The organism is Paraburkholderia sartisoli, from assembly GCF_900107685.1.
Lineage (GTDB): Bacteria > Pseudomonadota > Gammaproteobacteria > Burkholderiales > Burkholderiaceae > Paraburkholderia > Paraburkholderia sartisoli.
This window is the reverse complement of the sequence record NZ_FNRQ01000003.1, coordinates 134,091-158,921: the sequence shown is the minus strand read 5'-3', so window position 1 is coordinate 158,921 and position 24,831 is coordinate 134,091. Positions and strand designations below refer to the sequence as shown.

Genomic DNA, 24,831 nt, shown 5'->3' with positions numbered 1-24,831 from the left:
CTTAAAGGCGTTAAATGACAACGACTACTACAAAGAAGACGACGGCCGAACGACTCATCAAGAAGTATCCGAACCGCCGGCTGTACGATACCGAGACAAGCACGTACATCACGTTGACGGACGTGAAGACGCTCGTCCTGGATCAGGAAGACTTCAAGGTCATCGACGCCAAGAGCAACGAAGACCTGACGCGCGCGATCCTGCTGCAGATCATTCTCGAAGAAGAAAGCGGCGGGCTGCCGATGTTTTCTTCGTCGATGCTCTCGCAGATCATCCGTTTTTACGGGCACGCGATGCAGGGCATGATGGGCACATACCTGGAGAAAAACATCCAGGCGTTCATCGACATTCAGGCAAAACTCACCGACCAGTCGAAGACGCTCTACGAAGGCAACGCGATGAACCCGGAAGTCTGGTCGCAGTTCATGAACATGCAGGCGCCGATGATGCAGGGGATGATGACCAGCTACATCGAACAGTCGAAGAACATGTTCGTGCAGATGCAGGAACAGATGCAGAGCCAGGCGAAATCGATGTTCAGCACGTTCCCGTTCAACAAGCAGCCGAATCCGAATCCGGAACCGGAGAAGAAGTAAGGGAGCCGGGCGCGGTACCTGACATCCGGCACCAGGTACCGGCCTGCGCGGCGACGCTGGAAAACGGTCGATCTGTGCGCGCTGTATCAGGCCTTTTTGAGGTCTTTTTTCAGGCCGCTTTCAGGTCTCGCAGCGCATCCGGGTGGAGCGCCGCGACCCGCAGCAGGGTTTGCGCGGCCCCGGTGGGGTGCCGCCGGCCTTGCTCCCAGTCCTGGAGCGTTCGGGTCGATACGCCGAGCAGCGCGGCGAATGCACTCTGCGACAGCCCGACTTTCGCGCGTGCCAGGGCCGCCGCGGTCGGCTCGATTTTCGTGACGCGCGCGGCGCGCCCCGCCTTCATGTCGCGGACAGACTTCAGCAAGTCCGCCTGAAACTGTTCCAGTTCTTTATCCATGTTCGATCTCCTGGCGTAGCTGGTTGAGAAACGTGGTGGGCAGATCGTCGAATTTTGCCTTCGTGTAAGCGATCAGCAACCAGATGCAGCCGTCCTCGGGCAGGTTGTAGTAGACGACGCGTGCGCCGCCACGTTTTCCCATACCCGGCCTCGACCATCGCACCTTGCGCAGGCCTCCCGTTCCCGGGATGACATCTCCGGATAACGGATTGCTGGCGAGCCACGTAATAAATGCCTCACGCTCATCGTCGTACCAGATTTCCTCCGCATAGCGCTGGAACGTCCTCGTTTCGATGACCGTGTATACAGGTTTGTATTGTACGGCCATGCCGTATATTACGCAAGAATTCATTGTGATAAATGTTGGAGCCGGACATGGGCATGGGTTGAGCTGATAAAGCGAAAGGCTGTGCGGGAAACAGGCTAAAAACCGCTGCGTGGCCTCGCTGCAAGGGTGGTGTCGAATGCTATTGCCGTGGCCATGCGGCGACAATCCGGCGACCGGACGACTTGCATTAACCCGCGCGGTGTGCTGGTTCGGAACCCAGAGGCGAATCTGCGCGGTCAGCTTTTCATGACTGGCTTTACATGGTCCCAAATTGGGACTATGATTGGGTCCATGCGAATCTTTGCTAGGCGAACCATCCTCGACTTCTGCGAGCGACATCCTGCAGCGAAGCAGCAAGCGCTCGCGTGGCACGATGAAACGGTCAAAGCAACCTGGGCGAACCCGCAGGACATCAAGAACCGATATGCGTCGGCCAGTTTTGTTGGCCGCAACCGCGTGGTGTTCAATCTGAAAGGGAATGACTACCGGTTGATCGTCGCAATCGCATACCGGATCGGCGCGGTCTACATCAAATTTATCGGTACGCACGCCGAATACGACAAGGTGGACGCGGAAACGGTGGAAATGGAGTGAAGGATATGGAAATTCGACCGCTGCACAACGAAGAGGACTATCGCGCTGCGCTGGCGAAAGTGTCCGTGCTCGTCGATCTCGATCCAGAGCAAGGGACGCCAGAAGGTGACGAGCTCGAGGTGTTGGGTGTCCTGGTTGAACGCTACGAGCAGGAGCGCTTTCCACTCGAACGACCTGACCCGATCGAGGCGATCCGGTTTCGTATGGAACAGGGTGGGCTGTCGGTCACGGACATGAAGCCGTACATCGGTCCCGCGAACCGCGTATATGAGGTTCTGAGTGGAGCGCGCCCGCTCAGCCTGGCCATGATCCGGCGCTTGCATGAAGGTTTGCACATACCGGCCGAAGTATTGATCGGTGTAGCGTAGACTGAATGTCCTCTGCCCGGCTTAAGCGGAACTCCGACTGCCGACAAAGCTTGAGGCTGGATCCGCGTACAGTGGATGCGAAGTCCGCGACAGAGCGACCAGACCAGTCATGGGCCACGCGGCACAGTCCAGCGGCGCGATGCATACGGAGTAACGTTCCCCGCCATCTGCCGAGCCGCTCCACAGCACGAACCTTTTCCCTCTGACACCCGAATCAGGCGCTGGCACGCGACCGAAGGCCAGTTGTCTTATTTGTTCTTTCCCGATAGTGCTCGATCGGACGCCGCAGCGGTTGTTCTCAGGATCAGTGGAAAGGCAGAGGCGCTCTTCGACGTTCGGGCAGAGGCACTTTGCACTGGCTCCGCGGAGTAAAATAGCGGCTTCGTGGCCTTCGGCGCCACGGTGCCCACAAGAACGGACGCATTAGTGAAAAATCATTCTGAATCAAGTAGTACCGTCAATTCCGCGCCAAAAATCGGCATGGTTAGCCTCGGGTGTCCCAAGGCGCTCGTCGATTCCGAGCAGATCATCACGCAGCTGCGTGCCGAAGGTTATGAAATCTCCGGCACGTATGACGGTGCGGATCTCGTCGTCGTCAACACCTGCGGGTTTATTGACGAAGCCGTGCAGGAGAGTCTCGACGCGATCGGCGAGGCGCTTACCGAAAACGGCAAGGTGATCGTCACCGGCTGCCTCGGCGCGAAGAAAAGCGCGAGCGGCACCGGCCTCATCGAAGAAGTGCATCCGAAGGTGCTCGCCGTCACCGGCCCGCACGCGCTCGGCGAAGTCATGCAGCACGTACACAACCATCTGCCGAAGCCGCACGATCCGTTCGTCGATCTCGTGCCGGCCGCGGGCGTGAAGCTCACGCCGCGCCATTACGCGTATCTGAAGATCTCCGAAGGCTGCAACCACCGCTGCACGTTCTGCATCATTCCGTCGATGCGCGGCGACCTCGTGTCGCGTCCGGTCGCCGAAGTCATGCTCGAAGCGGAGAACCTCTTCAAGTCCGGCGTGAAGGAGCTGCTCGTCATTTCGCAGGACACGAGCGCGTATGGCGTCGACGTCAAATACCGCACCGGTTTCTGGAATGGCAAGCCGGTCAGGACGCGCATGACGGACCTCGTCGGCGCGCTGGGCGAGCTCGCCGCGCAATACGGCGCGTGGGTGCGTCTGCACTATGTGTATCCGTATCCGAGCGTCGACGAAGTCATTCCGATGATGGCCGAAGGTCCGTACAGGGGCCACGTGCTGCCGTATCTCGACGTGCCGTTCCAGCACGCGCACCCGGAAGTGCTGAAGCGCATGAAGCGCCCGGCCAACGCGGAAAAGGTCATGGAGCGCGTGCGCCGGTGGCGCGAAATCTGCCCCGATCTGACGATCCGCAGCACGTTCATCGCGGGCTTCCCGGGTGAGACGGAAGAGCAGTTCGAGACGCTGCTCGACTTCATCCGCGAGGCGGAACTCGATCGCGTCGGCTGTTTTGCGTATTCGCCCGTGGAAGGCGCGAGCGCGAACGAGCTCGACGGCGCGTTGCCCGACGAGGTGCGCGAGGAGCGTCGCGCGCGCTTCATGGAAGTCGCCGAGGAAGTCTCGGCGAAGCGCATCGCGAAGAAGGTCGGCAAGACGCTGAAAGTACTCGTCGACGAGATCAACGCCGATGGTGGCATCGGCCGCACGGCGGCGGACGCACCGGAGATCGACGGCGTCGTGTATGTCGCGCCGGCCGCGAAGGCGTCGAAGCGCTACAAGGTGGGCGACTTCGTGCAGGTGAAGATCACCGGCGCCGACGGCCACGATCTGTGGGGCGAGGTCTAGGCCATGGCATCGGCGTTTCCCGAAATTCTCGCGCTGGGCGAGGCGATGGTCGAATTCAACCAGTCGTCGAAAGACCAGCCGGATTACCTGCAGGGCTTTGGCGGCGACACGTCGAACTTCTGCATCGCGGCTTCGCGCCAGGGTGCGCGTACCGGCTTCGTGTCAGCGGTAGGCGACGACCACTTCGGGCGTCTTCTGATCGATCTGTGGAACACGGAAAACGTCGATACGTCGATGGTGCGCGTCGACGGCGGCGCGCCCACGGGCGTCTATTTCGTCTCGCACGGCCCGGGCGGTCACCAGTTCGACTATCTGCGCGCCGGTTCGGCCGCGAGCCGCTACGCGCCGCGCGATCTGCCGCTCGATGCGATCGCGGCCGCGAAGGTCATCCATCTGTCAGGCATCAGTCTCGCGATCAGCGTGAGCGCGTGCGATGCCGCGCTTGCCGCGATCGGGCATGCGCGCGCGAGCGGCGTGACCGTGAGTTTCGACACCAACCTGCGTCTGAAGCTGTGGCCGCTCGCGCGGGCACGCGCGGTGATGCTCGAAGCGATCCGTCAGACGGACATCTGCCTGCCGAGCTGGGACGACGTCACGGAACTCACGGGCCTCACCGGTCGCGATGAAATCGTCGATTTCCTGCTGACGCAGGGGCCGCGCGTGGTTGCGCTGAAGCTCGGCAAGGAAGGCTCTTACGTAGCGACGCCGCATGAACGTCGCGTCGTGCCGGGTCGCGTCGTGCAGGCCGTGGATGCGACCGGCGCGGGCGACTGCTACGGTGGCGCGTTTATCGCGCGCATCGTTGCCGGCGACGACCCTTTCGAGGCCGCGCGTTACGCGAATGCGGCGGCGGCACTGTCGACGCAGGGCTTCGGTGCCGTGGCGCCGATTCCGCAACGTCAGGCGGTCGAGGCGCTGCTCGCCAGCTAGCGCGCGGTACGGACGGGGGTTGGACAACCGGCTCCCGCGCCGCTATCAGGATCATTCAAAAAGAGAGGAGCGAACGATGCAACGTGAAGTCGTGGTGGTGAGCGCGGTGCGTACGGCAATCGGCGACTTCGGCGGCAGTCTGAAGGATTTCTCGCCGACGGACCTGGGTGCGCGCGTGATACACGAAGCGCTGGCACGGGCGAACGTTCCGGGTGACGATGTGGGCCACGTGGTGTTCGGCAACGTCGTTCATACCGAGCCGAAGGATATGTATCTCGCGCGCGTCGCGGCGCTCAACGGCGGCGTTGCCCAGCATGCGCCGGCGCTCACGGTGAACCGTCTGTGCGGCTCGGGCCTGCAGGCGATCGTCTCGGCGGCGCAGGGCATTCTGCTCGGCGACTCGGATATCGCCATCGGCGGCGGCGCCGAAAACATGAGCCGCGCGCCGTACATGATGCCGGCCGCGCGCTTCGGCCAGCGCATGGGCGACGCCCGTCTCATCGACATGATGCTCGGCGCGCTGAACGATCCGTTCCAGTCGATCCACATGGGCGTGACCGCTGAAAACGTCGCGAAGAAGTACGACATTTCGCGCGACGCACAGGATGCGCTCGCGCTCGAATCGCATCGCCGCGCGGCCCACGCGATCCAGAACGGTTACTTCAAGGATCAGATTCTCCCGATCACGATTCCGTCGAAGAAGGGCGACACCATATTCGACACCGACGAACACGTGCGGCTGAACGCATCGCCGGACGATTTCTCGAAGCTCAGGCCCGTGTTCGCGAAGGAAAACGGCACGGTGACGGCAGGCAACGCGTCGGGTATCAACGACGCCGCGGCAGCCGTCGTGCTGATGGAGCGCGGCGTCGCGGAAAAGCGCGGCGCGAAGCCGCTCGCGCGTCTTGTTGCGTATGCGCACGCGGGCGTCGATCCCGCGTATATGGGTATCGGCCCCGTACCGGCCACGCGCAGGGTGCTGGAGCGCGCGGGACTCACGGTCGCCGATCTCGACGTGATCGAGGCGAACGAAGCGTTTGCCGCGCAGGCGTGCGCGGTCAGCAAGGAGCTCGGTCTCGATCCGGCGAAGGTCAATCCGAACGGCTCGGGCATTTCGCTCGGCCATCCTATCGGCGCCACCGGCGCGCTGATCACCGTGAAGGCGCTCTATGAGCTGCAACGCATCGGCGGTCGCTATGCGCTGGTGACGATGTGCATCGGCGGCGGCCAGGGCATCGCGGCGATTTTCGAGCGGATCTGACGGGCCGCAACGCGTGTGCATGAACGAAGGAACGAAAGGATGCAACAAACGAAGTCGATGAAGCAGTGTGTGTCGTGGCATGGCCTGACGGTGTCCATGCTGTGCGGTGCGGGCATGGTGGCACTCGCGCTGCTCTCCGCGCCCGCGCACGCGGAGAGCGACGCGGTGAAGGAACTGGCCGCGCCACCGCCCATCGAGTTGCCGTTAAAGCCGAGCCGCGAATTCGCGAAGTTCCCGCGTTACGCGGGCATGCTCGGCAGCCGGCAGATCGTGCTGCGGCTCGGCGCGAAAACCGACGATCCCTCGGGCGTGCATGGCGAATATCAGTTCACCGATAACGGCGCGGTGATCCTGATTGCCGGCGATCGCGACGGAGACACGCTCGAAGTCGAGGAATCGAACGACGGCACGCATATCACCGGCAACTGGGTCGGCAAATTCGCCGCTGACGGCACGCTCTCCGGCGAGCGGATGAACGTCGACGACTCCGATCCGCAGCCGTTCGACCTGCGTCCGCTCGCGGCGGGTCAGCCGGTGCCGCCGCCGGCTGCCGCAAAGGCGCCGGCGGAGACGTCCGCGCCTGCGCCGGGCGGCCATCCCGTGGGCGGCGTCAGCAACGTCACAACGGGCGACTGACCGGCACCGTCCATGCCCGCACCCACCCCGGACAACCTGATCAACCACGTTTCTATCCGACCGGAATCACCATGACAGACACTCCCTCCAGACGCGGCCTGCAGACCCGCATCGTGCGCGCGGAAGACGACCTCACGCCCGGCTTCGAATCGTTTGCCGTGCCGGTCACGCGCGCGTCGACGGTGGTGTTCCCCGATCTCGCGACGATGCGCGCGCTCGACTGGCGCAACGACGCGCAATGGCGTTACGGCCTGCACGCCACGCCGACGTCGCTCGTCCTCGCGCAGCGGCTCGCCGCGATCGAAGGCGGCCATCACGCGCTGTTGCAGCCGTCGGGGCTGTCGTCGATCTCGAACGTGTACTTTGGCCTCCTGAAAGCGGGCGACGACGTGCTGATTCCCGACAACGTCTATTCGCCGAACCGCGATCACGGCGACTGGCTGGCGCGCGATTTCGGCATCACCGCGCGTTACTACGACCCGATGGTGGGCGCCGGGATCGCGGCGCTGATCCAGCCGGATACGCGTCTCATCTGGCTCGAGGCGCCGGGCTCGGTGACGATGGAAGTGCCCGACGTGCGCGCCATCACGAGCGCTGCGCGGGCGCGCAACGTCGTGACCGCGATCGATAACACGTGGTCGGCCGGTCTGGCGTTCCGTCCCTTCGAACAGGGCGTCGACATTTCCGTGCAGGCGTTGACGAAGTATCAGTCGGGTGGCGGCGACGTGCTGATGGGCGCGACGATCACCGCGGACCGCGGGCTGCACCTGAAGCTGAAGGCGGCGCGCATGCGCATGGGAATCGGCGTGTCGTCGGACGATTGCTCGCTGATCCTGCGCAGTCTGCCGGGCATGAAGATCCGCTTCGAGCAGCACGACCGCAGCGCGCTCGCGCTCGCGAAGTGGCTGAAGACACGGCCGGAAATCGCGGCGGTCCTGCATCCTGCGTTGCCCGATTGCCCGGGCCACGAGTTCTACCTGCGCGACTTCACGGGCGCAGGGGGGCTCTTTTCGGTTGTGTTCGACGGCAAGTACAGCGCGGCGCGGATCGACACGTTCTGCGAGTCTCTGGAACTGTTTTCGCTCGGCTGGAGCTGGGGCGGCGCGCATAGTCTCGCGATGCCGTACGACGTCGCCTCGATGCGCACCGAAGCGCAGTGGCCGCATCGCGGCACGCTGGTGCGGTTCTACATCGGGCTCGAGGAAGAGGCCGATCTGCGCGCGGATATCGAGCAGAGCCTCGCGACGCTGGCCTGAGCGCCGTCACAACGGCGTGCCGGAATGCAGAACGCCGCCATCGAGGCGGCGTTCTGCATTTCAGGCGATACGTTGTGCGCGCGTCAGAACAACCGCAGCAATCCGTCGAGGCCGACGAAGTTAAACGCGACGCTTGCCGCCTCGCGCACCACCGGCTTCGCGCGAAACGCGACCGACAGGCCCGCTTCGGCCATCATCTTCAGGTCGTTCGATCCGTCGCCTATCGCGATGGCGCGTTTGGGCTCGATGCCGAGCTGCGCGCAGGTTTCGCGCAACGTGCGCGCCTTGACGTCGGCGTCGACGATTTCGCCCGTCACACGCCCGGTCAGCTTGCCATCGACGATTTCGAGCGTGTTCGCGCGCGCGAAATCGAGCCCGAGACGCGCCTTCAGTTTTTCGGTGAAGAACGTGAAGCCGCCGGAAACCAGCAGCGTTTTCAGGCCGGCCGCCTTCGCGCCCGCGAGCATCCGTTCAGCACCCGGCGACAGCTGGAGCCGCTCTTCGTAAACCCGCTCGAGCGCGCTGGCACCGAGCCCTTCGAGCAGCGCGACGCGGCGCGTCAGGCTTTCGCTGAAGTCCCTGATTTCGCCGCGCATCGACGCCTCGGTGATTGCCGCGACCTCGGCTTTCAGTCCGCAAAAGTCGGCGATTTCGTCGATGCATTCGATCGTGATGAGCGTCGAATCCATGTCCATGGCGACGAGGCCAAAATCGCGCAACTGGCGGCCCGGTTCGATAAACGCATAGTCGAGGCGGTGCGTCCCGCAGTACACGTCGAGATCGGCGCGCTGCGATGGGTTCGCTTCCTCGATACGAAGCGTGTGGGCGTCGAGTGGCGTCGCGCGCGCGCCGCGCGCAAGCCCGACGAGTGGTTTGAAATGGGTTTCGGCGATCGGTGCGAGGCTTTGGATGACGAGGTTCATGACGACGCAGGTAAAGGCACGGGGCGGGTATCGGGCGGGCGCATGCACGCGCGGGAAATCCGGTTATTGTAACGGTTCGGCGCGAGCGCTTCGGCCGGATGGGCGCAGCGGTGCCGCATACTCGCGTAACGGATGGCACGCCCGCGCAACATCCACGCAACGCGCGCCGGGCAAAAAAGCACAGACGAACGCCAGCAGACGACAACCGGAGACCCGCGATGCCCTCAGACACCGACGAACGAGCGCTCGTCCGCGATTTCGACCTTCGCCATCTGACGCCCGCGTTCCATGCCGATCCTTACCCGGTCTATCGCGCGCTGCGCACACACGAGCCGGTCAGGCGCATGCCGGACGGCTCGCTCTTTCTCACGCGCTATCGCGACGTGCAGGCCGTGTATCGCGATCCGAAGACGTTCAGTTCCGACAAGAAGGTCGAGTTCCGGCCGAAATACGGCGAATCGCCGCTATACGCGCATCACACGACGAGCCTCGTCTTCAACGACCCGCCGTTGCACACGCGCGTGCGCAAGCTGATCGCCGGCGCGCTGACCGCGCGCGCGATCGCGGCGATGGAGCCGGGTCTGATCCGGCTCGTCGACGGCCTGCTCGATGCGGCGGCCGAACGCGGCGAGATCGATCTGATCGGCGAGTTCGCGTCGGCGATTCCGGTCGAGGTCATCGGCAATCTGCTCGACGTGCCGCACAGCGAGCGCGCGCCGTTGCGCGAGTGGTCGCTCGCCATTCTCGGCGCGCTCGAACCCGCGCCGACCGAAGCGCAACTCGAACGCGGCAATCGCGCGGTGACCGGGTTCGTGAGCTATCTGAAGGGCCTCGTCGCCGCGCGTCGACGCACGCCGGGCGATCCGCAGCACGACGTGCTCACGCGCCTGATTCAAGGTGAAACTGAAGGTGAAAGCGGCGGCGAGCGTCTTTCCGAGGTCGAGCTGCTGCAGAACTGCATCTTCATCCTCAATGCAGGTCATGAGACCACGACGAACCTCATCGGCAACGGTATCGTCACGCTCAGCGAATGGCCGGACGCACGCGCGGCGCTGCAACGCGAACCGGACCTGATCGCGAGCGCGGTGGAAGAATGCCTGCGCTTCGAAAGCTCGAACCAGCTGGGCAATCGCATGACGACGGTCGACACGGAAATCGGCGGTGTCGCGGTAGCGAAGGGCACGCCGGTCACGTTGTGCATCGGCGCCGCGAATCGCGATCCGGAGCAGTTCGCCGAGCCGGACCGGTTCGACATTCGCCGCGCGCCCAACCGGCATCTTGCGTTCGGTTTTGGCATCCATCAGTGCGCGGGGCTGTCGCTCGCGCGGCTCGAAGCGCGCATCGCGATCGGCCGGTTCGTGCAGCGCTTTCCGGCCTGCCGGCTGAGCGGCGAGCCGGTGAGAGGCGGGCGTGTGCGCTTTCGCGGCTATGCGGCCGTGCCTTGCCGGGTGCGCTAGTCTCACGCTGGTTCCACGTTGTCCTACGTCAGTCCCACGCGCGGACGCATCGACGTCTGCATCTTTTTCTGGCGCCACGCAAGAAGTTGCAGCCTGATCACGCAGCGTTTGCGCACGCTCGAAACGCCACGGCGCGCACGTCTTCACCGCACCCGCACAGCTAACGCGGCGCCTGATCCCAGTACGGCGGATCGCCGAAATGCGCCGCGAGAAAATCGATGAAGGCGAGCGTCTTCGGCGGCACGAAGGTGCGCGTCGGATACACCGCCCAGATCGCCACCGTCTCGGCGAGCGGATAGTTGTCGAGAATCGTCACGAGCTCGCCGCTACGCAGGTGCGCCGCGACATCCCACGTCGACTTCAGCGCGATGCCGAAGCCGTCGAGCAACGCGTCGCGGATCACCTCGCCGTTGTCGGTGGCGAGACGGCCGTGTACGCGCACGTTGACCCGGCCGGTGGGTGTCACGAACCCCCAGTCGCGTTGATCCGAGAGCATCACGCATTCGTGATCGACGAGATCGGACGGATGCCGCGGCGTGCCGCGCGCCTTCAGATACGCGGGCGAGCAGCAGATCACGCGGCGGTTCACCGCAAGCCGCCGCGCAACCAGCGACGAATCCTTCAGCGCACCGAGCCGGATCGCGACGTCGATCCCGGCGTCGACGAGATCGACCATCTGGTCGGTCAGGCGCAGGTCGATGCTCACGCCCGGATATTGCCGCAGGAAGGTGGGCATCACGGGCGACACGTGCTGACGCCCGAACGACGAAGGCATCGTCACGCGCAGCCGGCCTTGCGGCCCCGACTGCGCATTGCCGACCGAGCCGCGTGCCGTATCGGCGGCATCGAGCAGCGTCTGCGCATGCGTCATGAACGCTTCGCCGTCCTGCGTGAGACTGATACGACGCGTCGTACGGTGCAGAAGCCGCGCGCCGAGCAGTTGCTCCAGGCTCGCGATCCGCGCGCTCGCCACGGCAGCCGACAGCCCGAATTCACGCCCGGCCGCCGAGAGGTTGTTCAGCAGCGCGGCGCGCACGAACAGCGCGACGTCGAGCAGATCGAGCCGTTCCCGCTCCCGTTGCGGTCGAGAAGAGGTCATTGTTCGGAAAATCAGGAAAATGTTTCAGTCATTATCGCGGTTTTAGAAGAATAAAGAACGGCCTACGATGACATCAGTCCGACCGGAACGCGCCATAGAGGAACAGAAAGCCCGCTTAGGCGTGCCGGTCGCCCGTTTCGAACTGAAATCCGTGAATCAGGAGTTCCCCATGAAAGCCATCGGTCTTCATCGCTATCTGCCCATCGACAACCCCGAATCCCTCATCGACATCGAGATCGCCAGACCCGAGGCCGCCGGCCACGATCTGCTCGTCAAGGTGGAGGCGATTTCCGTGAATCCGGTGGACGCCAAGGTGCGCGCGCCGAAGGACCAGACCGAGGCCACGCCTCGCGTACTCGGCTGGGACGCAGCCGGAACGGTTGCCGCCGTCGGCCCCGACGTCACGCTCTTCAAGGTGGGCGATCCCGTGTTCTATGCAGGTAGCATCACGCGGCCGGGCGCGAACAGCGAATACCATCTGGTCGACGAGCGGATCGTCGGGCGCAAGCCGGCTTCGCTCGATTTCTCGCACGCGGCGGCGTTGCCGCTGACGGCGATCACCGCATGGGAAGCGCTTTTCTCACGCCTCGGCGTTTCGCCGGAAGGCAGGGACGGCGGACGGACGGTGCTGATCGTCGGCGGCGCGGGCGGCGTGGGTTCGATCGGCATCCAGCTCGCGAAGCAACTCGGCAAGCTGAAGGTGATCGCGACCGCATCGCGGCCCGAATCGGCGAAGTGGGCGACAGAACTCGGCGCGGACCATATCGTCGATCACTTCAAGGACATCCCGGCGCAGTTGAAGGCGCTCGGTCACGAACAGGTCGACTACGTGCTGATCTTCAACGACACCGACCGGCATTTTCCGGCCGCCGCCGCTGTCATCAAACCGCAAGGCGGCATCTGCACGATCGTGGAAAACAGCGCGCCGATCGCCGTCGAGCTGCTGAAGGCGAAGAGCGCCGCGTTTCACTGGGAATTCATGTTCACGCGTTCGATGTTCGGCACGCCCGACATGATCGAGCAGCACAAGCTGCTGACCGAAGTGGGGCGTCTGATCGATGCCGGCACGCTGCGCACGACGCTCGGCGAGAACCTCGGCCCGATCAACGCCGCGAACCTGCGCCGCGCGCATGCGATGCTCGAACAGGGTCGCGCGATCGGCAAGCTCGTGCTGAGCGGATTCTGACGCGGTCGAACTCACTCGAACTCAGGAATACCCAGGAACAGGCAGGAACAGAAATGGCGCCGCCGCAAGCGGGGTAATACCCGATTCGCCGGAAGCGCGCGCGTTGCCGCCTGGCGGTAGACTAGACGGGTAGCGTATCGTGTAACAACGGCTGCGCGACCGCCTGGCGGGCACGCAGCGGCACAACAACGAGGTGACGATATGAGTCCCAGCCTTAGATGTTTCGCCGTTTCTGTTGCTGCTTTAGCCGTATGCGGGTTTGCGACGCTGTCGCAGGCCGCGACGCCAATCACGGTCACGTCGCAGTCGGCGATGGACGGACCGATCAAGTACACGGTCAAGGTCACGTCGAAGCAGTTCGGCAACTCGCAGGAGACCCGCCAGATCCGCTCCGGCCAGATGGACGACTACACGTGGAAGACCGTGCCGCCGGGTGGCCCCGTCCCGGGCTCCGACCAGTGCCCGAACTACTCTTCGCTGCCGGTCGACGCGAACGGCGCGATGATCCGTCAGACCCAGGTGCGCCTCGCGCCGGTCGTCGCGAGTGACGGCACCGCCACCGTGCAGATGAACTTCCAGGCCCAGACGCCGAAAGGCACGAAGTCGGTGACGGCCGGCGGCCAGAAGCTCAAGTGTCCGAACGACGTGACGATAAGCCAGGTCGTCCGCTTCACGATGCAGACCAACGGCACCGCGAAGACGATCAAGATCAACGATGGCACGCAGGTCGTCGTGTCGGCGCGGCGCTGACGGGTTGACGTGCTGACGTGTTCACGCGCACCGGCGGAACCGGACGCAAACGCGAACCCGAACCCGCCGCCTGACGGCGGCGGCTGCGCTTTCAGCGTCGCGCGCGCGCCGCGCGGTCAACGAGCCGCGACGCGAGGAACCGGTGCTCGGCGGAAAAGAGCCGCCGGTACGTGAGCAGCACGGCGCCCACCGTGCCGAGCGCCGATGAAGCCGCGATCAGGAACATGATCACGATCTGATAGCGCACCGCCTGCAGCGGCGATTGTCCCGCCAGCACCTGGCCCGTCATCATGCCGGGCAGGCTCACCACGCCGACGACAGCCATCTGGTTGAGCGTCGGAATCATGCCCGCCCGCACCGCCTGCCGCGCGGGGCCCTGCGCCGCTTCCCAGCGCGTCGCGCCGAGCGCGAGCGCCATGTCGACGCGATCGCGCCGCGCGGTCAGCTCTTCCATCATGCGTTCGATGCCCAGCGAGACACCGGTCAGCGTATTGCCGAGGATCATCCCGAGAATCGGAATCGCGTATTGCGGTTCGTACCACGGATGAATGCGGATCACGGCGAAAAGCCCGACCGCGGCGACGAGCCACGAACTGACCCAGATCGACACGATGCTGTCCGCACGCTGTCCCGCGTAGGTGCGCAGCCCGCGCTGCGCGCCTGCGAAGCCGGCAATCAGCGTCATCAGGATCATCAGCGGCAGGACCACGAACCAGCGGGCGTAGGCGAACACCCAGCCGAGCACGTAACCGATCGCGAGAAGCTGGACGACCGTGCGAACCGCCGCCCATGCGAGCTTGCGTTCGAGGTCGAGCTTCAGCGCCACCGATACCGCGCCGTTCACCACGATCAGGAGCGCCGCGATACCGACGTCCCACAGGCTCAGGTTCTGCAGGCCCTGGCTCATCGCGTACCCTCCCGAACGTCACCTTGTGTACCCGGCGGCGCAGCGGGTTGGGTGATTTCGGTCAACACACCCGCGCGCATCGTGAGATGACGGTCGCTCACGCGCGCCGCCTGGGCCAGGTCGTGCGAGACCCACACCGAAGCGCGCCGCGCATCGGCCGGATCGAGCCACGCGTTGACGAGCGCTTCGATCGCATGCGAGGACTCGGGGTCGAGCGACGCGGTCGGTTCGTCGAACAGCAGCACCTCCGGCTCGAGTTGCAGCACGCGGATGAGCGCGGTGATCTGCGCCTCGCCGCCGGACAGCTCGCTTGCGTACCGGTCGAGAAAATCGCCGCCGCGACCCGCCTGTTCCGCGAACGAACGCGCGCGTTCACGATCGAACCGCACGTCGCGATACGCGCGCAAGGTGTACGGATAGCGCAGGTTGTCCTCGACCGTGCCATCGAGAATGGCGGGCCGCTGCCGGATATACGCGATGTGGCGCCGGTATTGCGGCATCCTGATCCGTGAAACGGCTTTGCCATGCCATTCGATGCGGCCTGCATCGAGCGGGTCGAGCAGGGCCAGCGCGCGCAGAAACACGCTCTTGCCCGAGCCGGACGGACCGGTAACGGCGACGCGGTCGCCGGCGAAGAGCGAAAACGAAGTCGGCTGAAGCAGCACCTGGCCGCGCTCCGCATCGCGGCGGCACAGGTCGAAGGTCTCTACGATCGGAATGTCCGGCATGGTGTTTCGGGCGGGCTGTGTGGCAGTGCGTCATGATAGACGCAGCAGGGCGGGCACGGCGTGTGCTGCGCCATCGATAAAGAAAAATGGAAGGGAATGCTCATGGCGGTATCGCGACGGACCGGAAAAATCTTCGCATGGGTGCTGGCGATACTCGCCGTGGTCATTGCGGCGCTGGTCGTTTTCATCCTGACGTTCGACTGGAACCGTGCGCGTCCGTATATCAACGACAAGGTGAGCCAGGCGATCGGTCGCCCGTTTGCCATCGAAGGCGACCTCAAGCTGGGCTGGCGCCATCCGGTCGGCGAGACCGGATGGCGCGCGTGGGTGCCCTGGCCGCGCCTTTCCGCTGAAAACATCACGGTCGGCAATCCCGACTGGGCGAAGCAGCCGCACTTCGCGACGCTCGATGAAATCGATTTCCAGATCAAGGTCCTGCCGCTGCTCGCGCACGACATCGTCATTCCCGCGATCAATCTCGTGAATCCTTCCATCGATCTGGAGCGGCTTCGCGACGGGCGCAACAACTGGACGTTCAGGATTGCCTCGTCTGCGGGCCCGTCGGAATGGAAGCTCGAACTGCATGATATCCAGTTCGCCAAAGGCAACATCGCGTACGCCGACCAGCAGAAGAAGGCCGACATGCAGATGGTCGTCGATATGCTCGGGCAACCGGTTCCGATTGGCGACGTCATGAAGGCGCAGGAAGAGGCTTCGCGCAATGCGTCGGCGCAGGTGGTGGGCAAGCAGGGTGCAAGCAGGCTCGCGAAGCAGGTCGCGGCGGCTTCGGCGGCTTCCGCGGCATCGGCCGCGTCGGCTGCATCGGAGCCGGCTGGCGTCTCTGGCGCGTCGGTGACGGCGGCGGTGTCCGGTGCCAGCGTGCCCGTCACGGCGAGCGCGCAACGGAGCGCGCCGACGTATGGCATCGGCTGGACGCTCAAGGGCACCTATAACGCGACGCCGCTTTCGGGCAGCGGGAAGGTCGGCGGCGTGCTCGCCGTGCAGGACACGACGCGCCCGTTCCCCATCCAGGCCGACGTACGGGTCGGCGATACGCGGATCGCGGTTGTCGGCACCGTGACCGATCCGGTCCACCTCGCGGCGATCGACCTGCGGCTCTGGCTGCAGGGCGTGAGCATGGCGCACCTGTATCCGTTCACCGGGGTCACGCTCCCCGACACGCCGCCCTACGCGACGGAAGGGCACCTGATCGGGCAGTTCAAGCCGGATGGCGGCGTCTTCAAATACGAAAATTTCACGGGCCGGGTAGGCGGCAGCGATCTGAACGGATCGATGACTTACACCGCGCAGAAGCCGCGTCCACTGCTGCAGGGCGTGCTGGTGTCGAACCTGTTGCAGTTCAAGGATCTCGCGCCGATCATCGGCGCCGATTCGAACGCAAGCAAGGCGAAGCGCGGCGCCGCGCCCGACCAGCCGTCCGGCAAGGCGTTGCCCGTGGAGGAATTCCGCACGGATCGCTGGAAGGAGATCGATGCCGACGTGAAGTTCACCGGCCGTCGCATCATCAAGGATCCGGGCCTGCCGATCACCGATCTCTACACGCACGTCGTGATGAAGGACGGCGCGCTCGCGCTTGAGCCGCTCAGGTTCGGCGTGGCGGGCGGCACGCTCGATTCGAACATCAACCTCGATGGCAGCACCACGCCGCTGAAGGCGCGCGTCGGCTCGCAGGCGCGGCATCTGAAGCTGAAGCAGCTGTTCCCGACCGTGAAGACGATGCAGAGCGCACTTGGCGAAGTGAATGGCGACGCCGCGCTCTCGGCCACCGGCAATTCGCCCGCGACGCTTGCGGCGACGTCGAACGGCGAAGTGAAGGCGCTGATCACCGACGGCACGGTGAGCCGCCTGTACATGGAAGCGGCCGGGTTGAACGTGGCGAACGTCGTCTATGAAAAGCTCTTCGGCAAGCGCGACGTGAAGATCAACTGCGCGGCGGCGGATTTTGTCGTGACGAACGGCGTGCTCGACTCGAAAGTGTTCGCGCTCGATACCGACGACGCCGTCATCAACATGGACGGCAACATCAACCTGAAGAACGAGACGATGGACCTCAACATCCATCCGCACACGAAGGGTTTCCGTGTCTTCTCGCTGCGCTCGCCGCTGTACGTGAAGGGAACGTTCAAGGACCCGCACGTCGGCGTGAACGCGACGGCGCTGGCGGTGCGCGGCGGCGCGATGATCGGCCTCGGCCTGCTCAACCCGTTCGCCGCGTTGATTCCGCTGATCGCGCCAAGCAACAACAAGGCGCTTCCGTGCAACGATCTCCTCACGCAGATGCGTGCGCGTCCCGACGCGCCGCCGCCCGGCCAGAAGATGAAGACGCCGCGCGGCGTGGACGCGGCGGCCTCGGAGGCAAACGGGGCGCGCGTTCAGGCGCCGTCCGCGCCCGCCATGCGGATGTCGCCGGCCAGCGCGGCCCAATACAAGGGGAGTTGAGCGTCGTGGTCGCCGCGCCGCTGCGCGACGGCATAAACAGTGCAGCAGGCGTCCATGGTGAAACGACAGTCACTGTCGCGCTGGAATAACGACCGTCTGCTGGATTTGAACCGGAGCGCTAGCGAAGCGAGCGCGGGGCCGCATCGCCCGCTGCGTCCTGCCGGCGCACGCCGCGATGTGTACCGGCGGCGGCCTTCGCCGCGCCGAACTCGGGCAGGATGCGCGCACGTGCCCGGCTCGCGAACACCAGAAAGCCGAAGCCGTTCGCCTCGTACCAGTAGCCGCCGTTTTCGAGTCCGTCGAGCGGCTGCTCCAGCGCATTCGCAATCGATTCGATGCAGCGCCGACGCAACTCGGCGACTTCAGGATAAGGAGGATGGGCGCCGCGCACGCTGCACAACAGCACGTCGAGCCCCGGGAGGACATGAGCGTAGAGCACGGGTTCGTCTTGCGCACGGGCCCGCGCGATCTTGGTGTCGAGCTGGCCGAACGGCTTGAAATGCCGCAGCACCGCGAGGAACGACTCATCGCCGTCCGTCTTCGCGCGCCTGCGCTTTTTCGGGAAGGACATAAAAATTCGCCTGAAAAAGAATTGCAAGAAACGCAGCGTCCTCATGCGACCACTCCCGGCTTCGCGCGCCGCACGTCGATCTTTTATAGCATACGACGATGCCGGATTCACGGTGATTCGACGGTTCGTCCATCACTCGATCCGCACGATTCATGTCGTATCCGCTCGCCGCGCGCTTTCGCATCTCCGAACATCTAACACCATAATAGACTCAGCCGCCGCGCTGTTGACTCCGGCACCCATAAAAAAGGCATTTTTATGTGCGGCACCGCATCTGCCGGTTGCGTCGGGATGTCGCCGATTCGGGGCATAATGTCCCGGCCCTTTCTCTTCGGTCCGCACCCGCGTCACACCGGAACACGGTGGCGCGGTGCGGCCAGAAGGCAAGACCCGATGGCAGGTCGCCGCGATTCCCTGGACTCCCTGGACTGCCGGACATTCATGAACCTGTACACCAAAGGCCTGTTGCTGATCGCAGTGCCCGGCGCCATCGAACTGGCGCTGCTCGGTGCCGTCTTCAACACGCAGGCGCAGACGGCCGATGCCGCGCGATCGGTCGCGGGCAGCGCGCAGATCCTGTACCGGGCTTCTTCCCTGATGGACCCGTTGCTGGGCGAGGCGGTGCGCGTTCGCACGGCGCTTGTCGCGGGCGATGCGTCGCTCGCCGGCAGCGACGCGGTCTGGGCCGATCTCACCAGCCGGCTCGCCCAGCTCGACCATCTTGTCGCCGACAGTCCGCCCGCGCGCCAGCACGTGCGCGAAATGCGCGCCGCGCTCGACACCTGGCACGCTCATGCCGACGCGATCAGGCAGGCGCTGCGCGACAAACGCGACGTGAGCGCGCTCGCCGCGGCGGAGCGCGACGACGTACCGGCGCCGATCGCCGTGTTCCGTGACCGCCTGGACGCGCTGGTCGCCACGGAATCGGCGCGCGACGCCGCGCGCCGCGCCGCGCTCGCGGAAACCCGCGGGCGCCAGCAGTCCACGCTGATTGGCGCCATCGTTGGCTCGATGCTGATCTGGGCGCTCACGGCGCTCGTCGTCGCGCGCCATTTCGGGCGGCGCATCGCCGTGCTGACGGACAACGCAGCGCGCCTGGGCGACGGCCTGCCACTGGCCGAGCCGCTGCCAGGCCGCGACGAAATTTCCGCGCTCGACGCCGTCCTGCACCAAACCGGCGCGCGCCTGCGCGCGGCCGGGAGCGAACACGCGACGCTCAAGGCGAAGCTGCAGGCGCGCGCGGCCGAACTGGCACACGTCAACGAGGAATTGCGGCAGGGCGCGCAGGACAACGAGATGTTCATCTACAGCGTGTCGCACGATCTGCGCTCGCCGCTCGTCAACCTGCAGGGGTTCTCGAAGGAGTTGCAGGTTTCGTGCGACGATCTGCGCGCCACCGTCGAATCGGCGAACCTGCCGGCGCACGAACAGCAGCGTCTCGCCGCGGTGCTCGATGGCGACATGCGCGAATCGCTGCGGTTCCTGCGCATTTCCGTCACGCGCGCCGCGGCCATCATCGAGGCGTTGCTGACGATCTCGCGCGCCGGGCGGCTCGAATATCATCCACAGCGTGTGAGCGTCGGGCGGGCGGTGGCGCAGGCCGTCGATGCATTGCAGGGCGCCGTGCGCGAACGCGCGGCCGTTGTGACCGTGCGCGACCTGCCCCCGGCGTGGGGCGATCCGGGCGCGATCGAGCAGGTCTTCACCAACCTGATCGGCAACGCGCTCAACTATCTCGATCCGGCGCGGCCGGGCCGGATCGAAGTCGGCGCGCTCGAACCCGATGCGCCGTCGGCACGCGTCCCCGCCGACCGCACACGGACCTTCTATGTGCGCGACAATGGGCTTGGTATTCCGTCGGCTTACATGTCGAAAGTGTTTCACGCGTTTCAGCGGCTGCACGGAGACATCGCGAAAGGCGAGGGCATCGGCCTCGCGCTCGTGCGGCGGGTCGTCGAGCGTCACGGCGGGCGCGTGTGGGTCGAATCGACGGAAGGTGTCGGCTCGACGTTCTTCGTCGCGCTGCCGGAGCAGCCCGCGCGAAACGTATGACGAAGCGCCGTGCAGCACGCGTAAGCGGCGCATCACGGACGGATGGCGACAACGGAGGAAAACATGTCACACGGGGAATCGGTTGGCATCATCCTGATCGAGGACGACGACGGCCACGCGACGCTCGTTGAGCGCAACCTGCGCCGGGCCGGGCTCACCAACGGCTTCCTGCGGTTTGCCGACGGCCAGGAAGCGCTCGACTATTTTTTCGGCGAAGCGCCGGCCCGAGACACGGCGTCCGGCCTGCCGTCACGCGACGATCTGGCGAATTTTGTCGTGCTGCTCGATCTGAAGATGCCGCGCGTAGATGGTTTCGAGGTGCTGCGCCGCCTGAAAGAAACGCCTTCGACCGCCGCGCTGCCCGTGATCGTGCTGACGACAACCGACGATCCGCGCGAAATCGATCGTTGCTACGAACTGGGATGTAACGTCTACATCACGAAGCCGGTCGAATATGATGCGTTTATCGAAGCCGTGCGGCGGCTCGGATTTTTCCTTCAGGTCGTGAAGCTGCCGCCGGGCCAGCGCGTGTCGGCGCAACATCCGCAGCAAAACCCGCAGCAACACCCGCAGCAACACCCGGCGCAATGAGTCGCGCGAGTTGCCTGCCGGGGCTCTCCAGCACAAGAAGCGCATTCGCACCCAAACCGCCAGCATGACCGACGACGTCACATCACCTCAACCAGCCTTCGTGCTCGTCGTCGACGACGACGAGGGCATCCTGCGCCTCGCGCGCAAATCGCTCGAACGGGCGGGGTGTCGTGTGGCGACGTGTCCGACGGTCGGCAGCGCGCGTGAGTCCATCGCACGGGAGGCGCCGAACCTGCTCGTGCTCGACTACCAGCTCGGCAACGCCGAAACGGGCCTCGACTTTTTCCGCCGCCTGCGGGCCGAGGGCGTGCGCATTCCGGCGATCCTCGTGACCGGCTTCACCGACGAATCGCGCGTCATCGAGGCGCTGCGCGCGGGCGTGTCGGACGTCGTGCCGAAATCGGGCGATTACCTCGACTATCTGCCCGAAGCGGTTGACCGCGTGCTGGCGCAGGTGCGTCTGCAGAAGGCATCGGATGAAGCCGCGTTGCTGCGCGATCGCGAGCAGCACTACCGCACGCTTTCGGAGGCGTTGCCGCACCTGGTGCTGACCTGCGACGCGCACGGCGACTGCGATTTCTTCTCGAAGCAATGGTTCGAATACACGGGTCTGAACGAAATCGCGTCACACGGTCTTGCGTGGCTCGAGGCCGTGCATCCGGACGATCGCGAGGAAATCCGCCAGACGTGGCTGAAAGCCGTGCGCAGCGGCGCGACCGATTATCGTCACGAATTGCGCATCCGTCGCCATGACGGCGCCTGGCGCTGGTTCGCCGCGCGCATCGTTGCCGTTCTGGACCCCGACGGCGGCGTGAGCAAGTGGTTCGGTAGCTGCACGGACATCCATCCGCAACGCGAGGCGATCGAGGAGCGCGAACGGCTGCTTGCATCCGAGCAGGCCGCCCGCCAGATTGCAGAAGAAGCGAACCGCGCGAAGGACCGTTTTCTTGCAATGCTCTCGCACGAGTTGCGCACGCCGCTCACGCCGGTGCTGGCGGGCGTGCGCGTGCTCGAACTGATACCGGACCTGCCGGAAAGCGCGAAGGCCGGCTTGCGGATGATCCTGCGCAACGTCGAACTGGAGGCGCGGCTGATCGACGATCTGCTCGATCTCACGCGCGTGGCGAACGGCAAGTTGCGACTTTCGCTGGAGACCGTCGACGTACACGACGTGATCGACGGCGTGCTCGAACTCTTTCGCAGCGAAATCCAGGTCAAGCAGCAGGACGTACACGTCGAGAAGGCCGCGCTAAATCACTATGTGCTCGCCGATCGCGCACGGCTGCAGCAGATGCTGTGGAACCTGATCCGCAACGCCGCCAAGTTCACGCCCGACGGCGGCCATATCTACGTACGCACGCACGACGAGCGCATGCAGATCCAGATTTCCGTTGAAGACACCGGCATCGGCGTCGAGCCCGAGCAGATCGGCAAGCTCTTCAATGCGTTCGAGCAGGGCAACCAGAGCATGACGCGCCAGTTCGGCGGCCTGGGTCTGGGACTCGCGATCACCAAGGCATTGACCGACGTGCACGGCGGCACGGTCACGGCGAAAAGCCCTGGCGCGCACTGCGGCGCCACGTTCACGATCACGATGCCGACGGCCGCGAAACCGGCGGAGCCGGCGTCGATCGTCGCGCGGCCGGATTCGCATCTGGAAGGGCGGCTCGCGATCCTGCTGATCGAGGATCATGAGGACACAGCCGAAGTGATGGCGCAGCTCATTCGCGGGCTCGGTCACGACGTGACCGTGGTGGGCCGCGTGGCCGACGCGCTGGCGGCGGCGCAGGCCGCTGCGTTCGATCTCGTCGTGAGCGACGTCGGCTTGCCCGATGGCAGCGGGCTCGATTTCATCATGACGTTCCGCGAGCATTCGGACGTGCCGGCCGTCGCGCTGACCGGTTTCGGCACCGACGACGACGTGCGGCGCTGTCTGGCGGCGGGCTTCACGTCGCACCTGACCAAGCCCGTCAATTTCATCCAGCTCGAGCAGATGATCGAGAGCGCCGCGAGCGTGAAGGCGGGCAAGGCAGGCAACGCGGGCGGACGCGGCGCCGCGTCGGCCTGATATCGCGCGGGCGTCTCGCCGATATCTGGCGTCAGCAAAACAAAAAGGCCTGCGCGATGTGTGCGCAGGCCTTTTTGTTTGTGACGATGCCGTGAACGTATCGGGCTTATCGTTGCTGGCTCTTCAGCGTGTCGCGGATTTCGCGCAGCAGGACGACGTCTTCCGGCGGGGCGGGCGGCGGCGCGTCGGCGACCGGTTTGCGCAGGTTGTTGATGAATTTCACCATCAGGAAAATGATGAACGCAAGGATGATGAAGTTGATCAGCACCGTGATGAACGAGCCATAGCCGAATACGGCGACGCCGGCCGTCTGCAGGTCTTTATATGAATCGGGATTGCCCTTGAACGTGGCCGGTATCTGCCCGAGCCGGATAAACATGTTCGAGAAATCGAGGCCGCCGAGGACGACGCCGACCACCGGCATGATCAGGTCTTTCACGATCGAATTGACGATGGTGGAAAATGCGCCGCCGATAATCACACCGACAGCGAGATCCATTACGTTGCCCTTGACGGCAAATTCCTTGAATTCCTTGACTATGCTCATTGGTTGCTTCTCCCTTGAAATCGAGGCATGGACCTTCGGTTTTGTACTTGCGGCAGGACAATGATAGCCAACGTGGGCGACAAGGGGTAGCGTTTTGCGCCAAAGGGGCGGCGCCGGCAGGGATTGCCTCAATCAGGCCGGTCTGTATTCGTTTTGCCGCATTTTTGCCGGTCCCGCCCGGCGCAACCGGTACGTGCGGTACGTGCGTGCGTCGCGTATCACGCGCACGGCTCAGAACGATGCATGGGGTGTGCGCTGCAGCAGTGCGCGAGCGCTGTCGATATGCGCGGTGAAAGTCGCGGGGGCGGTGTTCGTTCCGCTTAGCAAGATGCCCACGCGCCGGCCCTGCAGTGTCTCGCGCAGCGGTCCGAGAAGCGCTGCGACGGGCGCCGCGCACGCGGGTTCCACGGCGATCTTCAACTCGTTGAACAGCGTGAGCATCGCGAGCCGCAATGCATCGTCGGTGACGGTGACGATGCGTTCGATATGCCGGCGGCACAACTCGTAGCTGTATTCCTCGGTATGCGGCGCGATCAGCGAATCGGCGATGCTGTGCTCGTGATGCAGCTTCACCGTGTGATTCGCCGCGAAGCTCCGGCTCATGGCGCATGCGCCTTCGGGTTCCACGCCGTACACCCGGACGCGCGGATTCGCGAGCCGCAGGGCGGTCGACACGCCCGCCGCGAGTCCGCCGCCGCCCACCGGCAGGACGACCGCGTCGAGATCGGGCGTCTGCACGGCCCATTCGTAACCGAGCGTCGCCGCGCCCAGCACGGTGCGATAGCCGTTGAACGGATGCACGAAATACCGGCCTTCCTCGGTTTCGATGCGGCGCACGGCATCGAAGGCGTCAGCGGGGCCGCCCGCCATCACGATCTCAGCACGATAGTGCCTGCACAGCGCGATGTGTGCGGGATTCGCCGAATGGAACATCACGACCTTCGCGCTGATGCCAAGACGCATCGCCGCGCACGCCACCGCTACGGCATGGTTGCCGCCCGGACCCGAAACGCACGTGACACCGGCGCTGCGCTGGGCGTCATCGAGCGCGAGCAGGTTCGTGAACGCGCCGCGCGTCTTGAAACTGCCACCCGATTGCAGCAGCTCGAACTTGAAGTTGAGCGTCGTGCTTTCCAGCGACGGGAAATCCCGGCGCTCGAACACCGGCGTGCGCACGATCCACGGCGTCAGCGCGAAGTGCTGCGCGGCGATGTCATCGAGCGTGGGAATCGGCTCACCGTCGATGGTATGGTCGGTGTGCTGCGGTGTGGCGGTGGACATGACGTGAGCTCGAAGTGATTCGCGGTATTT

At 64.8% G+C, this 24,831-nt stretch carries 24 protein-coding genes; 15 read left to right on the top strand and 9 right to left on the bottom strand.

The genetic code is table 11. The features are described 5' to 3' along the window. The first annotated feature begins 14 nt into the window (after positions 1-14). Positions 15-596 (top strand): polyhydroxyalkanoate synthesis repressor PhaR, encoded by a 582-nt coding sequence (gene phaR, locus BLV45_RS12010; protein ID WP_090533169.1) that lies wholly within the window; start codon positions 15-17, stop codon positions 594-596. Positions 597-705: 109 nt separating this feature from the next. Here phaR and BLV45_RS12005 read toward each other — a convergent pair whose 3' ends face one another. Together BLV45_RS12005 and BLV45_RS12000 are read right to left on the bottom strand one after the other, a co-directional pair. Further along, positions 706-990 (bottom strand): helix-turn-helix domain-containing protein, encoded by a 285-nt coding sequence (locus tag BLV45_RS12005; RefSeq protein ID WP_090533165.1) that lies wholly within the window; start codon positions 988-990, stop codon positions 706-708. Then, positions 983-1,318, bottom strand: coding sequence for a transcriptional regulator (locus tag BLV45_RS12000; RefSeq protein ID WP_090533160.1), 336 nt, complete (start codon positions 1,316-1,318; stop codon positions 983-985). The genes BLV45_RS12005 and BLV45_RS12000 overlap by 8 nt, the downstream gene beginning before the upstream one ends. A 291-nt stretch (positions 1,319-1,609) precedes the next feature. On the opposite strand from BLV45_RS12000, the gene BLV45_RS11995 reads away from it, so the two are divergent. From BLV45_RS11995 to BLV45_RS11965, 7 genes are all read left to right on the top strand, one after another. Then, a complete protein-coding gene (locus BLV45_RS11995; RefSeq protein WP_090533854.1) occupies positions 1,610-1,912 on the top strand; it encodes a type II toxin-antitoxin system HigB family toxin in 303 nt (100 codons plus the stop codon). 5 nt (positions 1,913-1,917) lie between these two features. Then, a complete protein-coding gene (locus BLV45_RS11990; RefSeq protein WP_090533158.1) occupies positions 1,918-2,280 on the top strand; it encodes a helix-turn-helix domain-containing protein in 363 nt (120 codons plus the stop codon). Positions 2,281-2,760: 480 nt separating this feature from the next. Further along, on the top strand, positions 2,761-4,098 hold the full coding sequence (gene rimO, locus BLV45_RS11985; protein ID WP_218133540.1) for a 30S ribosomal protein S12 methylthiotransferase RimO: 1,338 nt from the start codon (positions 2,761-2,763) through the stop codon (positions 4,096-4,098). Positions 4,099-4,101: 3 nt separating this feature from the next. Next, the gene (locus BLV45_RS11980) at positions 4,102-5,028 is read left to right on the top strand and encodes a sugar kinase (RefSeq protein WP_090533153.1); all 927 of its coding nucleotides are present in this window, start codon (positions 4,102-4,104) and stop codon (positions 5,026-5,028) included. Positions 5,029-5,104: 76 nt separating this feature from the next. Next, entirely contained in the window at positions 5,105-6,289 is a 1,185-nt protein-coding gene (gene bktB, locus BLV45_RS11975) for a beta-ketothiolase BktB (protein WP_090533150.1), read from the top strand. Positions 6,290-6,328: 39 nt separating this feature from the next. Beyond that, positions 6,329-6,925: a hypothetical protein gene (locus tag BLV45_RS11970; RefSeq protein ID WP_090533148.1), complete on the top strand. Its 597-nt coding sequence runs from the start codon at positions 6,329-6,331 to the stop codon at positions 6,923-6,925. A 71-nt stretch (positions 6,926-6,996) separates the two neighbouring features. Continuing rightward, positions 6,997-8,181: a cystathionine beta-lyase gene (locus BLV45_RS11965; protein ID WP_090533147.1), complete on the top strand. Its 1,185-nt coding sequence runs from the start codon at positions 6,997-6,999 to the stop codon at positions 8,179-8,181. Positions 8,182-8,264: 83 nt separating this feature from the next. Here the strand turns inward: BLV45_RS11965 and serB are convergent, their stop codons facing one another. Continuing rightward, complete coding sequence (gene serB, locus BLV45_RS11960; RefSeq protein WP_090533145.1) at positions 8,265-9,104, bottom strand: phosphoserine phosphatase SerB; 840 nt, start codon at positions 9,102-9,104, stop codon at positions 8,265-8,267. 218 nt (positions 9,105-9,322) lie between these two features. Between serB and BLV45_RS11955 the strand changes: the two genes are divergently transcribed. Continuing rightward, positions 9,323-10,561, top strand: coding sequence for a cytochrome P450 (locus BLV45_RS11955; protein ID WP_090533143.1), 1,239 nt, complete (start codon positions 9,323-9,325; stop codon positions 10,559-10,561). Positions 10,562-10,721: 160 nt separating this feature from the next. On the opposite strand, the gene BLV45_RS11950 is transcribed toward BLV45_RS11955, so the two are convergent. Beyond that, a complete protein-coding gene (locus BLV45_RS11950) occupies positions 10,722-11,660 on the bottom strand; it encodes a LysR family transcriptional regulator (protein WP_090533141.1) in 939 nt (312 codons plus the stop codon). A 169-nt stretch (positions 11,661-11,829) separates the two neighbouring features. Between BLV45_RS11950 and BLV45_RS11945 the strand changes: the two genes are divergently transcribed. Further along, on the top strand, positions 11,830-12,846 hold the full coding sequence (locus BLV45_RS11945) for a zinc-binding alcohol dehydrogenase family protein (protein WP_090533852.1): 1,017 nt from the start codon (positions 11,830-11,832) through the stop codon (positions 12,844-12,846). 201 nt (positions 12,847-13,047) lie between these two features. Then, on the top strand, positions 13,048-13,596 hold the full coding sequence (locus BLV45_RS11940; RefSeq protein WP_090533139.1) for a DUF6013 family protein: 549 nt from the start codon (positions 13,048-13,050) through the stop codon (positions 13,594-13,596). A gap of 91 nt (positions 13,597-13,687) precedes the next feature. Here the strand turns inward: BLV45_RS11940 and BLV45_RS11935 are convergent, their stop codons facing one another. Together BLV45_RS11935 and BLV45_RS11930 are read right to left on the bottom strand one after the other, a co-directional pair. After that, positions 13,688-14,503 (bottom strand): ABC transporter permease, encoded by an 816-nt coding sequence (locus BLV45_RS11935; RefSeq protein WP_090533137.1) that lies wholly within the window; start codon positions 14,501-14,503, stop codon positions 13,688-13,690. After that, positions 14,500-15,231, bottom strand: coding sequence for an ABC transporter ATP-binding protein (locus BLV45_RS11930; protein ID WP_090533135.1), 732 nt, complete (start codon positions 15,229-15,231; stop codon positions 14,500-14,502). Before BLV45_RS11930 ends, BLV45_RS11935 begins: the two co-directional genes overlap by 4 nt. Before the next feature lie 102 nt (positions 15,232-15,333). Here BLV45_RS11930 and BLV45_RS11925 point away from each other — a divergent pair, with 102 nt between their 5' ends. Next, positions 15,334-17,691, top strand: coding sequence for an AsmA family protein (locus BLV45_RS11925; protein WP_090533850.1), 2,358 nt, complete (start codon positions 15,334-15,336; stop codon positions 17,689-17,691). Positions 17,692-17,809: 118 nt separating this feature from the next. Here the strand turns inward: BLV45_RS11925 and BLV45_RS11920 are convergent, their stop codons facing one another. After that, on the bottom strand, positions 17,810-18,307 hold the full coding sequence (locus BLV45_RS11920) for a hypothetical protein (RefSeq protein WP_090533132.1): 498 nt from the start codon (positions 18,305-18,307) through the stop codon (positions 17,810-17,812). Between the two features lie 396 nt (positions 18,308-18,703). On the opposite strand from BLV45_RS11920, the gene BLV45_RS11915 reads away from it, so the two are divergent. From BLV45_RS11915 to BLV45_RS11905, 3 genes are all read left to right on the top strand, one after another. Beyond that, positions 18,704-20,314, top strand: coding sequence for a sensor histidine kinase (locus BLV45_RS11915; RefSeq protein WP_090533130.1), 1,611 nt, complete (start codon positions 18,704-18,706; stop codon positions 20,312-20,314). Positions 20,315-20,377: 63 nt separating this feature from the next. Then, positions 20,378-20,905 (top strand): response regulator, encoded by a 528-nt coding sequence (locus BLV45_RS11910; RefSeq protein ID WP_090533848.1) that lies wholly within the window; start codon positions 20,378-20,380, stop codon positions 20,903-20,905. 64 nt (positions 20,906-20,969) lie between these two features. Further along, positions 20,970-22,973, top strand: coding sequence for a hybrid sensor histidine kinase/response regulator (locus tag BLV45_RS11905; RefSeq protein ID WP_090533128.1), 2,004 nt, complete (start codon positions 20,970-20,972; stop codon positions 22,971-22,973). 106 nt (positions 22,974-23,079) lie between these two features. Here BLV45_RS11905 and mscL read toward each other — a convergent pair whose 3' ends face one another. Both mscL and BLV45_RS11895 read right to left on the bottom strand, forming a co-directional pair. Next, a complete protein-coding gene (gene mscL, locus BLV45_RS11900; protein WP_090533126.1) occupies positions 23,080-23,520 on the bottom strand; it encodes a large conductance mechanosensitive channel protein MscL in 441 nt (146 codons plus the stop codon). A 231-nt stretch (positions 23,521-23,751) separates the two neighbouring features. Next, on the bottom strand, positions 23,752-24,801 hold the full coding sequence (locus BLV45_RS11895) for a threonine/serine dehydratase (RefSeq protein WP_090533124.1): 1,050 nt from the start codon (positions 24,799-24,801) through the stop codon (positions 23,752-23,754). Positions 24,802-24,831: the final 30 nt, after the last annotated feature.

What these genes read in the sequence shown, in the direction of transcription:
- phaR (WP_090533169.1), top strand. Translation starts at nt 15, where the DNA reads ATGACAACGACTACTACAAAGAAGACGACGGCCGAACGACTCATCAAG.
- BLV45_RS12005 (WP_090533165.1), bottom strand. Translation starts at nt 990, where the DNA reads ATGGATAAAGAACTGGAACAGTTTCAGGCGGACTTGCTGAAGTCTGTC.
- BLV45_RS12000 (WP_090533160.1), bottom strand. Translation starts at nt 1,318, where the DNA reads ATGGCCGTACAATACAAACCTGTATACACGGTCATCGAAACGAGGACG.
- BLV45_RS11995 (WP_090533854.1), top strand. Translation starts at nt 1,610, where the DNA reads ATGCGAATCTTTGCTAGGCGAACCATCCTCGACTTCTGCGAGCGACAT.
- BLV45_RS11990 (WP_090533158.1), top strand. Translation starts at nt 1,918, where the DNA reads ATGGAAATTCGACCGCTGCACAACGAAGAGGACTATCGCGCTGCGCTG.
- rimO (WP_218133540.1), top strand. Translation starts at nt 2,761, where the DNA reads ATGGTTAGCCTCGGGTGTCCCAAGGCGCTCGTCGATTCCGAGCAGATC.
- BLV45_RS11980 (WP_090533153.1), top strand. Translation starts at nt 4,102, where the DNA reads ATGGCATCGGCGTTTCCCGAAATTCTCGCGCTGGGCGAGGCGATGGTC.
- bktB (WP_090533150.1), top strand. Translation starts at nt 5,105, where the DNA reads ATGCAACGTGAAGTCGTGGTGGTGAGCGCGGTGCGTACGGCAATCGGC.
- BLV45_RS11970 (WP_090533148.1), top strand. Translation starts at nt 6,329, where the DNA reads ATGCAACAAACGAAGTCGATGAAGCAGTGTGTGTCGTGGCATGGCCTG.
- BLV45_RS11965 (WP_090533147.1), top strand. Translation starts at nt 6,997, where the DNA reads ATGACAGACACTCCCTCCAGACGCGGCCTGCAGACCCGCATCGTGCGC.
- serB (WP_090533145.1), bottom strand. Translation starts at nt 9,104, where the DNA reads ATGAACCTCGTCATCCAAAGCCTCGCACCGATCGCCGAAACCCATTTC.
- BLV45_RS11955 (WP_090533143.1), top strand. Translation starts at nt 9,323, where the DNA reads ATGCCCTCAGACACCGACGAACGAGCGCTCGTCCGCGATTTCGACCTT.
- BLV45_RS11950 (WP_090533141.1), bottom strand. Translation starts at nt 11,660, where the DNA reads ATGACCTCTTCTCGACCGCAACGGGAGCGGGAACGGCTCGATCTGCTC.
- BLV45_RS11945 (WP_090533852.1), top strand. Translation starts at nt 11,830, where the DNA reads ATGAAAGCCATCGGTCTTCATCGCTATCTGCCCATCGACAACCCCGAA.
- BLV45_RS11940 (WP_090533139.1), top strand. Translation starts at nt 13,048, where the DNA reads ATGAGTCCCAGCCTTAGATGTTTCGCCGTTTCTGTTGCTGCTTTAGCC.
- BLV45_RS11935 (WP_090533137.1), bottom strand. Translation starts at nt 14,503, where the DNA reads ATGAGCCAGGGCCTGCAGAACCTGAGCCTGTGGGACGTCGGTATCGCG.
- BLV45_RS11930 (WP_090533135.1), bottom strand. Translation starts at nt 15,231, where the DNA reads ATGCCGGACATTCCGATCGTAGAGACCTTCGACCTGTGCCGCCGCGAT.
- BLV45_RS11925 (WP_090533850.1), top strand. Translation starts at nt 15,334, where the DNA reads ATGGCGGTATCGCGACGGACCGGAAAAATCTTCGCATGGGTGCTGGCG.
- BLV45_RS11920 (WP_090533132.1), bottom strand. Translation starts at nt 18,307, where the DNA reads ATGAGGACGCTGCGTTTCTTGCAATTCTTTTTCAGGCGAATTTTTATG.
- BLV45_RS11915 (WP_090533130.1), top strand. Translation starts at nt 18,704, where the DNA reads ATGAACCTGTACACCAAAGGCCTGTTGCTGATCGCAGTGCCCGGCGCC.
- BLV45_RS11910 (WP_090533848.1), top strand. Translation starts at nt 20,378, where the DNA reads ATGTCACACGGGGAATCGGTTGGCATCATCCTGATCGAGGACGACGAC.
- BLV45_RS11905 (WP_090533128.1), top strand. Translation starts at nt 20,970, where the DNA reads ATGACCGACGACGTCACATCACCTCAACCAGCCTTCGTGCTCGTCGTC.
- mscL (WP_090533126.1), bottom strand. Translation starts at nt 23,520, where the DNA reads ATGAGCATAGTCAAGGAATTCAAGGAATTTGCCGTCAAGGGCAACGTA.
- BLV45_RS11895 (WP_090533124.1), bottom strand. Translation starts at nt 24,801, where the DNA reads ATGTCCACCGCCACACCGCAGCACACCGACCATACCATCGACGGTGAG.